This is a genomic window from Thalassoroseus pseudoceratinae (assembly GCF_011634775.1).
Lineage (GTDB): Bacteria > Planctomycetota > Planctomycetia > Planctomycetales > Planctomycetaceae > Thalassoroseus > Thalassoroseus pseudoceratinae.
Genome location: NZ_JAALXT010000007.1, coordinates 231,078 through 246,655 on the forward strand (window position 1 = coordinate 231,078; position 15,578 = coordinate 246,655).

General features: G+C 57.0%; 7 protein-coding genes. All 7 read right to left on the minus strand.

The genetic code is table 11. From position 1 onward, the window contains the following. Positions 1–7: 7 nt before the first annotated feature. Positions 8–4,906, minus strand: coding sequence for a hypothetical protein (locus G6R38_RS23470; protein ID WP_166831223.1), 4,899 nt, complete (start codon positions 4,904–4,906; stop codon positions 8–10). Between the two features lie 211 nt (positions 4,907–5,117). After that, positions 5,118–7,910 (minus strand): hypothetical protein, encoded by a 2,793-nt coding sequence (locus tag G6R38_RS23475; protein WP_166831224.1) that lies wholly within the window; start codon positions 7,908–7,910, stop codon positions 5,118–5,120. 39 nt (positions 7,911–7,949) lie between these two features. Beyond that, entirely contained in the window at positions 7,950–10,295 is a 2,346-nt protein-coding gene (locus tag G6R38_RS23480; protein ID WP_166831225.1) for a BatA domain-containing protein, read from the minus strand. Between the two features lie 149 nt (positions 10,296–10,444). Continuing rightward, positions 10,445–11,407 carry a DUF58 domain-containing protein gene (locus G6R38_RS23485; protein ID WP_166831226.1) on the minus strand — a complete coding sequence of 321 codons (963 nt, stop codon included), beginning with the start codon at positions 11,405–11,407 and terminating at the stop codon, positions 10,445–10,447. An 81-nt stretch (positions 11,408–11,488) separates the two neighbouring features. Continuing rightward, positions 11,489–12,556 carry an AAA family ATPase gene (locus G6R38_RS23490; protein ID WP_166831227.1) on the minus strand — a complete coding sequence of 356 codons (1,068 nt, stop codon included), beginning with the start codon at positions 12,554–12,556 and terminating at the stop codon, positions 11,489–11,491. Between the two features lie 66 nt (positions 12,557–12,622). Beyond that, positions 12,623–14,212: an EF-hand domain-containing protein gene (locus tag G6R38_RS23495; protein WP_166831228.1), complete on the minus strand. Its 1,590-nt coding sequence runs from the start codon at positions 14,210–14,212 to the stop codon at positions 12,623–12,625. Beyond that, positions 14,209–15,555 (minus strand): DUF1501 domain-containing protein, encoded by a 1,347-nt coding sequence (locus tag G6R38_RS23500; protein ID WP_166831229.1) that lies wholly within the window; start codon positions 15,553–15,555, stop codon positions 14,209–14,211. Before G6R38_RS23500 ends, G6R38_RS23495 begins: the two co-directional genes overlap by 4 nt. Positions 15,556–15,578: the final 23 nt, after the last annotated feature.

Here is a 15,578-nt window from a genome sequence, read left to right on the forward strand (position 1 = left end):
GAGCTATTCACTCCCCCGCCGGAACAGTCGACATCAACTCACGCAAGCGGTCTTGGTATTGCTCGATCGCCTTGCGATATTCTTCGGGCGGTTGCGTGCCCCGGACTTGCCAAAGTCCATCTTCAAGTGTGGACATCAACCGGTTCCATTGCTCATCGGGAATGCGTTCACCTTTGGCAAGTGCTTTGAGCATTTCGGCGGCTTGGTCTCGCTCGACGATGCGCTCCCATTCCTCGGCGGAGGTGGCTTCCTCATCGAGTTGCTTCTGAACTCGCTTGAGATTCCGCTGCATCTGTTCGAGTTTTCGTCGTTCGGCGGGCGGTGTCTTCGGGTCCTTGAGTTTCTCTTCGATCGACGTCAACGACTTCGCCAACTGCTCCTGCATTTCCTTGGCTTTCTCCATTTGCTCTTTTTCTTCGGACGTCATTTCGTTGACGGTTTTCTTTTTTTGATCATCCTTGCCGTCTTTTTCTGCCATCTTCATGGCTTGAGACGCGCGGTCTTCGGCGGCCATTGCGGAGCTCAGCAGAGTGTTGGTTTGATTAGTAAATAGGTTGTCCGCCCGCACCCGCAGATTCGTCGGTCGACGCGGAATCCCCAACTGAGCTTGAATGTTCGGCTCACGTTCCAAGTTCGCCAGGAATTGATCCAACGTCGGATCACGAAGGTTGGCAATGTTCGGATCGTCAACATCGTACTGATCGAGTTCCGCGATGACGGCCCGTCGAATTTTGTCGAACAAATCCTCTGCCAACGCGAAGTTGCGAACGGCTTCGGCCTGTTGCGTCTCCGCGAACTCGCCACGATCTTTTTTCAACGCAAACGTGGCAGCGGACTGATTGAACGTAATCGTTTCCATCAGACGGTGAAGTTGACGAATCATATCAACGATTTCGCCGGGAACGTCGCTGTTGGCTTGTTGTTGAAATTGGCCTTCCAAGTCGTCTTCGAATTCCAGCATCTCCACACGCAACAACTCGGTCGCGGTGTTGAGTTGCCATTGGTCGAGTTCGTTCAAGCCAAAATATCGGCGGCTCTGAATGGCCGTCGCAATTTGCTCCCAGCGTTCGGCTTGGTCGGCCACACTGCGACTTTCTCGCAATCGAGCATTGACATAAGTTTCAATATCCTCGTCGTCTTCGTTCTCGACAATCATTCGATCAAGGGCGGCATCCAAGTCACTGAAAATCGCCGACAGTTGCCGAGTCCTGTGGAGCGCGGTTTGAACTTTGGCATCCTCCGGCTTGGCTGTGAAGAACAATTCCGCATCGAATGCAACCTCTTGGGCCAACTCCGCCATCCGGTCGGTCTCACTCAGCACGCGGGCGGCTACCGGATGCGACGGCTCCAAAGTGAGCGGGAGTTGCTTGCGAATTCGCTCGGCGAGACTCGCGGATTCCTTCGACAATTCCTCGGCGGCCAGCAATCGCATTTCGATCACAATGGTCCACACATCCGCCCGTCCCGCCTCATCCACAGACTGCCACCCAGCCAGTTCATAGGCAACTTCCTCTTGTCGCTCGGCCAAGTCGGAAAGTTGATCCCGAAGCGACTTGTTGCGACGTTTGAGCAAGTCCATGTACCGAGCGAGCAACCGCGGATCGTCCGAGAGCATTCGCCCGAACTCTCGCATCATTTCCCGCCGAAGCGTGACGACTTCCGCAAGCCGATCAAGGTAATCTTGATCGACTTCGATCACCGCCATCGCACGCCCCAGCGGATTCTTGTTCTGCCGACGCTCACGCATCAGCTTTTGCATTTTCTCGACGTAGACTTCGTAAATCTCGACGGTTTCCTCGATGGACTCGGCGAGCTTCTTCTCTTGGGCGACTTTGTCATAACGAGCCAACAATGCAGCTAGTAACTCGCGTGCACGGGTGATGTGCCCGCTCGCCACTTTCGTGTGAGCTTCCGCACCGGCGACATCGCGGATCGCCTGGAACACACGGTCGCGAGCCGGGGTGACATAGGTCCGCGTGATGTCCACCATCTGCAATCCAATGAACGCGAACTCGCCCTCGGCGGTTTCTTGACGCAGTTCAGCGACGAAAGTTTCTACTTCGCCCAACCGATCATCGGTTTCCTCGAAAGCTTGGCGATGTTGCGAGTCGGGAATTTCACGGTTCAAAATCTGATTGAGTCGCGTTTCCACCTCGGCCAGCATGACATCAATCGCCACCACCTTCTGCCGAATACCGGCCCGCTGTTCTTTCTTTCTCTCCGCGTCCGACTTCGCCACACTCGCGAGCCGTTTCGTGATTTTGAGCTTCCGTTTGTTGGTCTCCGCATTCTGCCCACTCTCCGATTGCTGAGCGGTCATCTTGACCGGCACAGGGATCGGCGGACCAGATTCCGACGGCTCCTGCGGTTTCTTCGGCTTTTGATTTCCACTCGCGTTCGCTTGTGCGACGTTCTGGTTTTGGTTGGGCTTCGCGTCCTTCGATTCGGAATCGGCAGTCTTCGCATCCGTAGCCACTTGCGGACCGTCGCCAGTCTTCGGTGACTTCGCATCCGTATTGGCGACGGTGTTGTTTTCATCTTCCTCTTGGGGATTGTCGTCGTTTGGTTTCTCATCGGAATCCTGAGACTTGGCCACCTTCGAAGACTCTATTGGTTTGGTGGACTCTGGCGGGTCGTTGTCTGAGGCGTTTTCGGTGTTCGCCGTCTCCGTGTTTTCACCGGGCATTGGTTGAGGCGTATCGGACTTTGCCACACGTTCGGAGTCATCCCCCGTCGGTTGGGCATTGGCTGGTTTAGCGGTATCTGTGTTCGTTCCTTCTGCGGCGACTTCGGTTTTTGTTTTGTTGTTTTGATCGTCATCCGATTCTGACTGAGGAGCCTCGGTTTTCTCGACGTTCTTTTCGTCATCGGTGGCGTCGGCCGTTTTCATGGTGGCGCTCTGAGAATCTGCATCGCCTTTGGTCATGTCCGTGTTGGTCTGAGGCTTCGCGTCCTCAGCGGATGCAAGTTCGGTTGTTTCTTGAGTGGCGTCATTCGGTGAGGTGTTCCCCGCAGATTCACTTTCGGTTGGTTCGGTGTCGCCGGTCTTCGCGTCATTCGATTCCGTCGCAGCAACTTTCTCGCCGTCGTCAACCTCGGACGCCTTCGACTTGGCGTCCATCTCTTCAGTGGTTGTGTCGGACTGCGCGAGTGCTGGTTTCGACTCCGTTTCCGAATCTTCGGTGGGATTGGAGTCGGCACCTGTGTCATTCTTTCCTGTGTCGGAGCGTGCAGTTTCCATGTCCGCTTTGGCCGCCGCCGATTCGCGATGATCGTTTTCCGATTTCGCAGCCATCTGGTCGGTGTTCTCGGAGGAATCTGTTTCCATGTCCGAGGATTCTTCGTTCGGTTCCGCGTCGGAGTCGGCCAACATCCTGTCGGGATCGATTTCCACATCCCGGTTGTCGGTCACGCGGATGGAGTAGCTGATCTTCGCGTCTTCGGGCAGATTCAATTCTTTGAGGTCCAGCTTGGTGCTGCCCATCACGTGTTTTTCATCCTGCTGATCACCCAACGGAATTTCGCGAACTTCGAGAATTCTCGGCTCTTCACCCTCTTCGGTGTCGGTTTCATCGTAGATGACCAACTCGGCGGTCTTGATGCCATGATCGTCGTGGGCTTCGAAATTGATCTCGATTTCCTCATCCTCGGCCACCGCCATTTCCTCGTCGGAATTGGTGATGCGTGCGACAGGGGCCCGGTCCTCGATGACTTCAATATGGCAGACCCGTTTGTCCTCGTTCTGCAAACCGAAAACATTCCGCAGCGTCGGGCGGAACGACACATCACTGAGCAACTGCGTGCGGAAGCGGTACCAACCGTTGGTGTCAGGTCGCAATCGCACCGTCTTGCGTTCTGGTTCCCCTTCGAGACGGGGGATGTCCAAGTCGATGGTGAGCGACTTCAACTCCGTCGTCGGTTTCATCGCCACTTCAAGCAAGCTGCCCTGTGGAACCCGCAACCGGCTGGGAATCAGAGATTTCTCGATCGGCGGTTGATCGATGTACGATGGCGGCGTCACCTGGAATTGCACTTCCTCCAACGTGGGATGATCGATGACCGTAACCCGATGCCAATGCGTGCGGGCATCGCCGGACGTGACTTGATACCGCAGCGAATCGTCGGCCCGCATTGCATGCACAAAGCGTTTCGCGTCTTCCTCGTCGACGGGAACATCGAGCACATCGACCACGCCCGATTCATGTTTGATCGCCAACGTGACGGACTCCCGCACGATTCCGGTCGCCGTGGCGACGATGTCGAACATTTCACCGCGGGGAATCGTCAGATCGCCCGATTCACTAATGAGTTGCGTCGCGGTGATGGGGGCCGTCGGTGAGAGGAACCGTTTCACAAGCACGGTCGTTCGTGGCAAATCGATCACCAAAAACCCTGCCAGCAACAACAACACTCCTCCCAAGAATGCCAACGGTCGTTTCAAGGAAGCCGGTCGGACGACGATCGACGGCCGAACCAACCGCTGCATCGCGACGGCTTCGCTGTTGACCTGTTCGAGCATCGCTTGTGACATCTGCGAACCGGGTTTCTCACCGGAGTCGGCGAACGACGCCACCGTCGTCCAGCGTTCTTCGAGTTGCGGGATGGCGGCATCGGCATCGGCGGCGGGTTGCGTGCGACTGAACGTGCGACGGAGTGGCGGAACAACGCTGACGAAAAACACCGTGACTGCCAACACGATCGCCAAACCAGTCAACGCGATCCGTACGAGAGGACTGAACAGCGTGAAGACCCAATCAATTGTCATCGACAAGACCATCGCCGCGACAAACACGGCGACCGCGATCGCGAAGCCTCGCAGGAGAATCAGTCCGGTTTGACGCAAACGAATCGAACGCAGCTTGCGACGAATGACGGACGGCACGGCATTGTTGTGTGGCTGAATCATGTGTCATCCTCGTTGATTCGGACAGAGGGCTGCGAGCGGAGATTCGAGAGCCAAAGGCCGAACGAACTTTGCAATTCGTTTGAAGTGCATGGATCGGGTCCAATAGCTCTCCGAACCGATTCTTCCAAAGACGAGTTGCTCAGCACGGCTCGTCGAGCCGTGGCACGAGGCCCATGTCTATTGTCTCCGGACCCTCGACTAACGTCTGCCATCACGATAGTCCTTTCCACTTGCGGACAATCCACTCGGTTTGCAAGCAGCCGAAGACGATCCACAAGTATTTCCATTCTAACCACAGCGGTTTCCGCTGGATGGTTTCGGTGACGATCGGCTCCAAGTCCGTCAGGGCGAGCACTTCCTCGACCGTCGTCGGTGACAGAACTTGCCCCCCGGAGAGGTCGGCAATTTGCCCGGCAAGGGCCAAGTCGCACCGGGTGTCGACCATCTCACGCGGCAAATTCGCTTGCACGGTGATACTAGCGACGGCAGGTTCTAAGCTGTCTTGTTGTAACTCGTCGATCTTCGCCCCGACTGGTTCGAGTCGGTACACACCCGGCGGTAGCGAACGAATCTCGGCCTGGAATTGCCCCGGCACCGTCGGCTGCGATTTCAACGCGACCGTGCGAAGATTGTCGCCGGAGGTGATTTGAATCTCCAAGTTCTCCGCCATGATCGGTTTGCCGTCGGCGTCACTGAGTTCCACGGTGGCGAGAATTTCATCACGTGTTTGATACCGTGATTTGTTCGTGCGGATGCGGACGAACTGCGTACCGGTCGACAAGTCCGCCGCGATTGCCCACCGCAGCAACTGCCCCCAGAACCGGTAGTGCAAACTGTCGCCGCGAAGCAATCGCAGCCGATACGTCTCGGGACCCGCGAGGTACACGATCCGCCCACGACCAATCGGCTGCCAACACAGAAACGCACTGCTGGCGGCGTCTTGGTTGGCCTCAGGTTGATCCCGTGGAACGGCAGCGATCAGGGTTTCCGCCGAAGGCAACGGATGTCGCCATGCGGACACCTCATGCAACGGCGAATACCGATTCACAAAATCCCAAGCCGTCCGAGTCGCCGCTTCGGTTTCGCCGATCATCAAAGCATCGTGACTCAAACCGTCTTCGGTCACCCGGAAGGCAAACCGAGTCGCGGCATCACCCGCTGAGTTGACCGGTCGGACCGGGAGAATCTCTTCCAGCGGATGATCGACATACGCCTGCGGCATCGCGTTCCGACCAGCAATCAACACCAACGTCCCACCGCGGTCGTGCAAGTATTCTTGCAGCGATTGTTGAGCGACCGTCGAGAAGCGTTCCGGTGGTAAATCGCCGAGCAACACCACATCGTATTGGTCCCACTCATCGACGGTCGTCGGCAACGTGCGAGTCGCTTTTCGCCGACCGGTGGCGATCATTCGCGGACGGAACAGCAACTCATCGCATTCGACTTTCGCATCCCGACGGAACAACTGTGTGAGGTAACGATACTCCCAACGCGGCATGTCATCGGTCAGTAGGACTTTGATGTCGCTGCGGGTCACGTTGACTTCAACTTCATCGTAATTGTTCTGATCCGTCGATTCGCGATCGAGCGGCGCGACTGCGATCTGGAAAACCTGCCGACCGATTTCCGGCACATGCTGTTCGAATCGCACACTTCGCGTGGCGAAATCGGAATCGAAAATCACGTCGCGGAAGTCGATGACCATGCCGTCTTGCAACAACTCGATGTGGCAAACCTCGCCCGCACAATCATGGGCTTCGAGATTGGCTTCGATAACGACATCATCATTCCGCATCGCCACCGCCGGAGCGGAAACCGATTGCAAAATGACATCCCGCACATACCGCGTGTTGCCGATCGGCACGACATACACCGGCGTATTATCCAACCGCCGGGCGACTTCCTGCGGACTGCCTTCGTTCGATTGATTTTGAGCCGCGTCGGTGAACAAGAACGTCGCCGCGAGCGGTTGCTCTTGGCCGCGTCGTTGCACCTGTTCGAGCGCCATCGCCAAGTCGGTTCCCAGCGTCGGGTCGGGTTCTTCTTCTTCGGATTCGGCAGCAGGGGGTTTGGGCGGCGTGGTCGACCAATTCACCGATTGAGCGAATTCCGCAAACCGAACATCGGCGGTGTCTTCGAGAGCTTTCAAAGTCGATGTGTGCAGATGTTGAATCCGATTTTGCACTCGCTCGCCACGAGATCGTCGGGAGAGTTTCGCCAACTGCGGTTTCGTTTTTTCATCGGGTTGGGATTGCACATCGACCGCGACTTGCCGAGCGAGTTCCCGCAACGAACGGACCGCCCCGGCGATGCGGTATTCCAAATCCGGCAGACTTTCCCGCCACCCTTTTTCCGTCGGCGTGCGACCTTTCTCCAACGCATTGACGACCGATTGAAACGACTGAAACTCCGCGTCATCGAGTGCCGTGAGTTGCCGATCGATTGATGTCTTCGTCGCCGAACTCAGTGATGCTTTGCTAAGCCGTTCGAGATGAGAACGCACCCGGTTGATCGCTCGCCCGGTGGTAGTCATCTCTTTCATAAAAACCGCTTCGGGTTGGTAGTGTTTCAACGCATCGAGAGCAGCGTTCAAGTGCCGGCGAGCCAAACCCATCGCAACGACGGCTTTGTCACCGGATTGGATGGGCGTCGATTCGGAATCGCTCACGCTGATCGCCCATCGCAATTCGTCGGCAGTCCCGACCGGATCGACGGTTCGCATGCTGCCGGTGGTGTCGTGCACCAACGCGATCGCCCGTCGAGTGCGAGAGGTCTCCACGCGACGTTGAGCCGGTGCGAGCAGCATCCACAACACCGTCGCGACGGCTGCCACTCGCAAGCACCAGAAGAACACTGTTTGTTTCGGCCCGAGGATTTTCCGTTCCCGCCACAACGCCCATGCGAACACCAACAACGCCCCCAAACCGACCAGGACCGCCGCCGTCAGCGAAATTGGCCCGTCGAGGGTGAGTTGTTCCGAGATGTTCGTGGTCGTGGGGTTCATGCTTTTGATTGATGTCGAAGTATGTCTTTGTCCAAAGTCTTACACACGTGTGGCATGCCCACCGCTTTGGGTGGGTATGGTTTGGCGTTCGAAATCTCCATGCCCACGCGGAGCCATGGGCATGCCACCCATTGCGGTTGCTCCGTGGTCGACAGGCGGAGGAAATCCGAAGTTCTGGTTCTCCGGTTCGGTCGTTTCGGCGATGGGGTCGCTGCCAAAGCGTTCGCGGGAGATCATGCCGGAGAGCAACAACTCCATGGCAATGATCCCGATCAAACCCATCAGCAAGAACGGCCACAACGGTTCGGTGCCGACTTCGATGATTTCCCCGGCTTCGGTCGCTTTTGGTTCAATGTCCGTCAGCGACTGCACCGATTGCAATTGCTCGCCGGTGAGGGCTGCCAAATTCGATTCTTGGGGATCGCGACGGACGTGAAACGGAATCGCTCCGTTCTCGGAACCCGTGTCCAACCGGTAACTCCCCGGCAACGCCGTTCGGCTAGTACGGAAAACGGCCCCGCCATCGGACGACTCCGCCGAGAGTTCAATTTCGTTCCCGTGCGGCGTTTCAAGCGTGGCGGTTTTCACGTCACTGTCCAGCAATCGAATCGCAAGTTGCTCACCTGGCGTGAGGTTGTGTCGCGTGGATAGTGGCTGTGTCAGATAATCGAGCCAATCGTGCACGATCACCACAAACGACTGCGAACGGGCCAAGTCGCTCCATTGCAATCGCAGCGGAATCGTCTGCACGACCACGCGGCCACGACCAAAATAATTCTCGACGGCGAGCGGCTCGCCGTTCGTCAAACCGAGCAGCATCGAAATGTCCTCGCCGGGCGGAGCGGATTCGAAGCGAAACCGCCGGGCGACGGCCACGTCCGCGAGGTCGAGTTGATCCGTATCCGACAACGACGCCGTCGCCGGGTGGCCCTTCATGAACGGGTTGATCTTCGTGCGATCGGTCGATTCTTCGGCATCCAGTGAGTCGACGATCTGATCTAATCGAAGTGGAGCCAAGCCGTTGCCGTCGGCGTACAGGCGTTGATTGAAGGCGTCGACATCGGTTCGCGGCCCGAGTGCGATCCACAAACCGCCGCCGGACCGAACGAACTCGGCCAACCGTTCGGTGCTGGTTTCACTCAACTCCGTCAGATTCGGCACCACGACGGCATGAAAGGCGGCGAGGTCGAGATGTTCCAACCGCTCCGGTTCGACCGTCGTCGGAGCGTACACGGTGTTCGCCGATCCCGGCATGCCATCGATCCAGCCGAGTGCCGTCTCCACGAAAAACGCATCCCGCTGTAATTCCGCCCGGTCCGGGGCTCCCTCGACGATCAACACCGGCAGTTGCCGTACGACTTCGATCACCAACGTCGCGGTGTTGTCTTGCGGGAGTTCGTCTTCAATGTCGAGTTCGCAGGAAATCGAATAGACGCCTGGTTCAGAGAACGAATACGTCCACTCGGCGGTGTGAACCGCGTTGGCATCAAGATCGGGAATCTGACTTTCGTAGACGGATTCTTGGCCGATGGTCCACGTCGCCAATGACGGTGAGATGCCGGTTTCAGAATGGTTTTGAATTTCCGCAGTGAGCGTGAATGGCCGATCGACACCCACCGTCGTGCGGTTTGCCGCCAACGAGTTGACAGCGACATTTTTGCCGGTTTGCGATTCCCGCAGGTTAACGAATTCCAATTCCGTCGGGATCGGCGTGGAGGCGAGGACGTCTCGGTAGCGTTGCCAACTTTCCTCGACCCCAAGGTTCCAATCGGTCGCCTGATGATCGGTGAGCAACACGATGCGGCGGCGTTGTTGCGTCGGTTGGACTTCCGCCTGCGTCGCCGCGAACAACGCCGCGAGCAAATCGCTTTGCCCTTGCGTCGGGCGGAGTTCGTCCAGTTCGTCAATGATATGCGACTTTGATTGTGCATCGACTCGCAAGCTGCCGGTGGTTGACCAAGACGGATACGGCGACGAAAGTAGCACGCGAACGAACTCGGTTGGCGGCAAGTCATCGAGTTCGGCCTTCACCTTCCCGATGGCTTGGTCAAATAAAGTTTCGTCATCGCCCGCCAAACGCATCATGGAGAGGGAATTATCCACGACGAAAATCGTCTCACCGCGATCGGTTCCCGTGAACCAATTGCCGGGCAGAAGCGGACGCGCGAGTGCGAAGATCAACGCCAACACCGCCAGCGTTCGCAAGAGCAGCAACAGCCATTGCTTCAGCTTGCGGGCACTCGTCCGCCGCGTGACGGCTTCCTGCAGGAATTGCATCGCTCCCCATTCGATCACGACGTTGCGACGCCGATCGAACAAGTGAAGCAGCACCGGGGCCAAGGCCAACGGCAACGCTGTGAGGAAGGCAATGCTGAGAAAACTCACGGGCTTTTCAGGGGGTTGGGGTTAGTTGGTTGTCGGGTGCGTCGGGACGCACCATTTATCACGGGTTCGACATTTGTGGTGCGTTGCAACGCACCCTACGGGATTCGTGTTTTCTGTCGCCTGTCTCCCGGTTTTCACGCACGCGGATTTCACGCACGGGCCATTCGATTTCTGAGAAACCAACCGAGGGTGCTGGCCAGGTCGTGATTGGTTGTCATGCGGATGTAGTCGCCGCCGAGTCCGGTGACAAGTTCTTCCAGTCGTTCCAGAAATATTCGCACTCGTTTCACGTATTCATCACGGACGGCGGCCGGATCAAGATTTAACTTCTGACCGGCCACCTCCAACGATTGAAACGACGAAAACCGCCGGAAGTTGAAGTGAATTTCTTCGGGTGCAAGCACATGCATCACGACGACATCATGCCCGCGTGCCCGCACAATTCGCAGAGCTTTTCCGAGGTCGTCCAGGTCGCCGAAACAATCGGAAAACAGGACGAATAGTCCATGACGTTTGAAACGCGGAATGTTGGCCTGAATTTGATGTCCGAGGTTACCGCCGTCTTGCGGTTGGGCGGTTTGCAATGCTAATAGAAGTGCTTGCAAATGAGCCGCGTTCTGTTTGGGTGGCACGAACAACGGTTTCGATTCGTTGAGCACGACCGCACCGACCGCGTCGCGTTGTCGAAGCAACAACCGAGCGACACACGCGGCGGCTTGTTTGGCGTAATCGAGCTTCGAAATCGTCGAGTGGCCAAACTTCATCGACCCGCTGGTGTCAATTGCGAGGATGCCGTGCAGGTTCGTCTCTTCCTCGAACTGCCGAATGAAGTAACGATCGTTGCGGGCATAGACTTGCCAATCGATCTGACGGATTTCATCGCCGGGAGCGTATTGCCGATGCTGGGCGAACTCACAGCAACCGCCTTTGGTCGTCGAGCGATGTTTCCCCGCCAACAAACCGTCCACGACCGTCCGCGAAAGCAATTCCAAATGCCCGATCTCATCCATCACCCGCGGATCGACCAAATCCGCCGGCAATTGATAGCCACTGCGGTGTGGTTCAGTCGGAGCGGACGCGTGTGATTTTTTCGAGCGGAACAGTCGGAACATTTTTCGGTCGAGATCTCGTAGGGTGCGTCGTGACGCACCGTTCATTGCGGGTTCAAAACTTGTGGTGCGTTGCAACGCACCCTACGGCTTCGCTTTTTCGGGTGACTTCTTCAGCGACTTCGTGGCTTCGATAATTTTCGTCAGCACCGAATCTGCATCCACACCGGCGGCTTCGGCGTTGAAGGTGAGAATGATGCGATGTCGCAACACCGGATGGGCGACCGCGACCAAGTCGGCGGTGGTCGCGTGACAGCGGCGGTTGATCAAGGCTCGTGCTTTGGCGGCCATCAACAAGGCGATTGTCGCTCGTGGACCGGCCCCCCATTGGACCATGCTACGGAGTTCATCCGGTAGGGCGTCTTCATCAGGTCGGGTGCCCCGCACGAGATCGAGAGCCGCCTCGTAAACATGATCAGCGACGACAACATTCCGCACGAGCGATTGCATCCGCTGAATGTCGTCGGCATGCAATACGGTTTTGGTTTCAAAGCGGTAGTCGGTGGTTTGCCGACGGGCAATTTCCAGTTCTTCGGCACGACTCGGGTATTGGACGTGGATCTTGAGTAAGAACCGGTCGAGTTGAGCTTCCGGCAGCGGATATGTGCCCTCAGTCTCGACGGGGTTTTGCGTGGCGAGTACGAAGAACGGGCTCGGGAGTTCGTACGTCTTCCCGCAGACGGTGAGTTGCTGTTCCTGCATCGCTTCGAGCAGGGCACTTTGCGTCTTTGGCGGCGTGCGGTTGATTTCGTCGGCGAGAATCACGTTGCCAAACAACGGACCTTCGACGAATCGGAAAATCCGTTTGCCGGTGGTGTGGTCTTCTTCGAGGACTTCGGTGCCGGTGATATCGCCGGGCATCAGGTCGGGCGTGAATTGTACGCGGCGGAATGACAAATCGATCAGCGAAGCCAATGTGGAAATCAACGTGGTCTTCGCCAACCCCGGCATCCCTTGCAAAATGCAATGCCCGCGACAGAGCAGGGCGATCAGCAACTGCTCCGAGACTTCGTGCTGCCCAACGATCACGCCGCCGAGTTGTTCGCGAAGTGCCAGGAATTGTTCGTGGATTTTATCGACGGTTTCCCCAACGTTGACTTCCGTTGCCGGTTTCGTCGGGACGTGACCGTTCTTCTGAGCTTCAACATTCATAACAGGATCTGCTTCAAATCGATTCATGAGATTCACGCGGATCATACTAGGGCCAACTGACCGTGATCATTTCGATTCCGCCTTGGCCGGTGGACTTGGATTCTGGGCTTCTTCAAATTTGTTGGCTTCGTCCGCGCTGATGAGATTGTCGGCGTCGGTATCCAGATTCGCAAATTGTTCGTCGGTTCCCGGGAATTCGCCGCGAGTGAGGTCGCCGTCTTTGTTGCGGTCCATCCGGCGGAACCATTCCGGCCCGGTCGTTGTTGGAGCGGGGTCGGCGATGGTCACGGACCGAATATCGGCGAGCTCTTGATGAACGCCCGGTCCTAAACCGAAACAAACACGGATCGTTGTTTGCGTTTCTCCAGCCGTGATCTGTCCGTCATTGTCTCGGTCAAAAGTTTGGAGACGGTTTCGCAACTCGCGAAGTTCCCGAATGGTGAACCGTCCGTCGTGGTTGGGGTCGATGGTGGGCAGAATGGGATAGCCGTCCTGCACCACACCGATCGAAATTTGATCGCTCGCACTGAGTTGTAACGCGGAGAATTCCAGTCGAGCCCGCGACGTATTGACGGCGAGTGTCGTGCCGTTGGTTTCGACTTGCGGCCGGGAACTCGGTTGCTCATTGCCTGTGACTGACGTCGATTTCAACGTGAGCGTCGAATCATTCGGCGTGCTCGTGTTGAACGCCAATTCGATCAGAAGATTCGCGTCCATTGCAGAAACCGTTGACCCATTCATTCCGTAACGAGCTTTGAGTTGCTGAAGCACATGCGGATCGAGTTCCTCTCCAGTGAGTTGAATCAATTCGACCCCATACTTCGGCAGCTCTTTTCGCAACCGCGGATCGGAGGCGACTTCGTCGAGTTCCAGGTACGTCACAATTTGATCGCGGTTGAGGTCGCACTCCTCGAAACTCTTGACACACTCAGCAAGTTCTTTCGCCGAGATGATGCCGTCACGGTCGCGATCGAGAATGTCATACACCGGTCGTTTGCCGGCACGGAACCGTTGAAAGTTCGCGTTGAGTTCCAGCACGATCGGCCCATCGATCCGGTTAATTAACAACCAATGCACTTCGTCTCGACTGATTTCCGAACCGATCGCCTGGATGTACCGCCGCAGAATTTCCGTGGCGGTCTCAGCGAGTGTGTACTCGGGAACCGTGGGCGGGCTCACGTACTTCTCTTGCAATTCTCCGTCGACGGCCGGTTTTTGAGCGACGGCGGGTGGCTTCGGTTGCGGTTCGTCGGGTTGAGGTTCCGGACGTGTGGCGTCGATCAGCATTTGTTCAATTCGCCGTTCCCGTGCCATGCCGAACGGCTCGCCGTCGATGGTGACAATCGCTTCGATCAGCAATGGTTGTTCGGGCAACGTGAGCAGAAATCGCAATTTGGGATTGTTGATCTCTTCGCGAGTGGGAATCTCTTTGTGACGGTGATCGAGTTGATATTGCGGCAGTCGTCCGTCGGGCATGGTGGGCCCGTTGATCAGACGCAACGGTGGTTGCTGCATCCCCGGCATTTCATCGGACGAATCCGACGCGAGGGTATAACGGACTTTCACCGGCACAGACACAGGGGGCGTATCAGCGGGTGCCATAGATGTCAGGAATAATCCGAACGCGAGCGGCTGCAAGACTGGGGCCAATTTCATGCCAACACCGCCTCGATGGGAAAACCATCGGTCAAGGGAATCGGTCGTCCACTGGGAGCCATGCTGGAGGCGTCGCCGACTCCGAGGGCGTGACACAAAGTGCTGAGCAAATCAGGAGCGGTCGTTTTACCTTCGATGACTTCGGTGCCGTCCTCGCTGGTTTTTCCGTAAGCTTGTCCGCCCGCGATGCCACCACCCGCCAGCACCGCCGACCACGCATTCGGGAAGTGATCGCGACCGACCGTGCCGTTGATCTGCGGCGTGCGGCCGAATTCGCCCATCCATAGAATCGTTGTCGATTCGAGCAGCCCCCGTTGTTTCAAGTCTTCCATGAGCGTAGACCAACCCGCATCAAGATCCGTCGAAAGCCGTTCGACAGCGTTAAAGTTGTTGATGTGCGTGTCCCAACCGATTCCGCCACTCGTCGTGCCCAACGAAACTTCGACGAAAGCCACGCCGCGTTCGATCAATCGCCGGGCAAGCAAACAGCCTTGCCCGAACACGGTGCGACCGTAGGCAGAGCGGAGTTCATCGGGTTCTTTAGACAGGTCGAACGCTTCGGCGTCCTCGCTGTTCATGAGTTGAACCGCTCCTCGATACACCATGTTGTGCGATTTCGGTGCGCCCGCCCGGTGCTTTGCGAGGAAGTCGGCTTGCAGGTTTTTCCACAGTTCGAGCCGTTTGGTCATGCGGGTTTCGCTGATGTCGCGAGGACGGTCCAACGATTGCACCTTGAGTTCCGGGAACGGGGGCGGTTCGTTGTTGTTGCGTCTACCACCGCCATTGTTGGCAGCGGCGACGGTCGGAATGTCCGAAGCACCCACGAAGAGCGGTCCGTATTTCGGACCAAGAAAACCCGGTCCGAACGCATCCTGATTGAACGCTCGATAACTACCGACACTCACGTAATTCGGCAGGGTGGCGTTGTCCTTGCCCAGATGCATGGCGAGTGACGACCCAATACTCGGGTACGACATCGGTCCCATCGGAACGTGACCGGTTCGCATGAGATAAGTGCCGCGACCGTGGTCGCCTTCTTTGGTGCTCAGGCCCCGCATGACGGCCAGTTCGTCACCGAATTTCGCCAACTTGGGCAGATGTTCGCTAAACCGCAGACCTGGGGCGGATGTTTGAATCTCCGAAAACTCGCCACCGTTCTCATGATTGGGTTTCATGTCGAAGGTGTCGGTCTGCGTCGGTCCACCGCTCATCCACAACAAAATGCAATGTCGTTTGCGACTCTTGTTGGAGGCGAGTTCATTCGCCAATGCCGGAAACCAACCGCTGGCACTCAAGCCGCCCATCCCCACAGCGAGCGATGACAGAAAGTTGCGTCGATTCATGGTTTTCGTCCCTTGTTCGGGGT

What these genes read in the sequence shown, in the direction of transcription:
- G6R38_RS23470 (WP_166831223.1), bottom strand. Translation starts at nt 4,906, where the DNA reads ATGATTCAGCCACACAACAATGCCGTGCCGTCCGTCATTCGTCGCAAG.
- G6R38_RS23475 (WP_166831224.1), bottom strand. Translation starts at nt 7,910, where the DNA reads ATGAACCCCACGACCACGAACATCTCGGAACAACTCACCCTCGACGGG.
- G6R38_RS23485 (WP_166831226.1), bottom strand. Translation starts at nt 11,407, where the DNA reads ATGTTCCGACTGTTCCGCTCGAAAAAATCACACGCGTCCGCTCCGACT.
- G6R38_RS23490 (WP_166831227.1), bottom strand. Translation starts at nt 12,556, where the DNA reads ATGAATGTTGAAGCTCAGAAGAACGGTCACGTCCCGACGAAACCGGCA.
- G6R38_RS23495 (WP_166831228.1), bottom strand. Translation starts at nt 14,212, where the DNA reads ATGAAATTGGCCCCAGTCTTGCAGCCGCTCGCGTTCGGATTATTCCTG.
- G6R38_RS23500 (WP_166831229.1), bottom strand. Translation starts at nt 15,555, where the DNA reads ATGAATCGACGCAACTTTCTGTCATCGCTCGCTGTGGGGATGGGCGGC.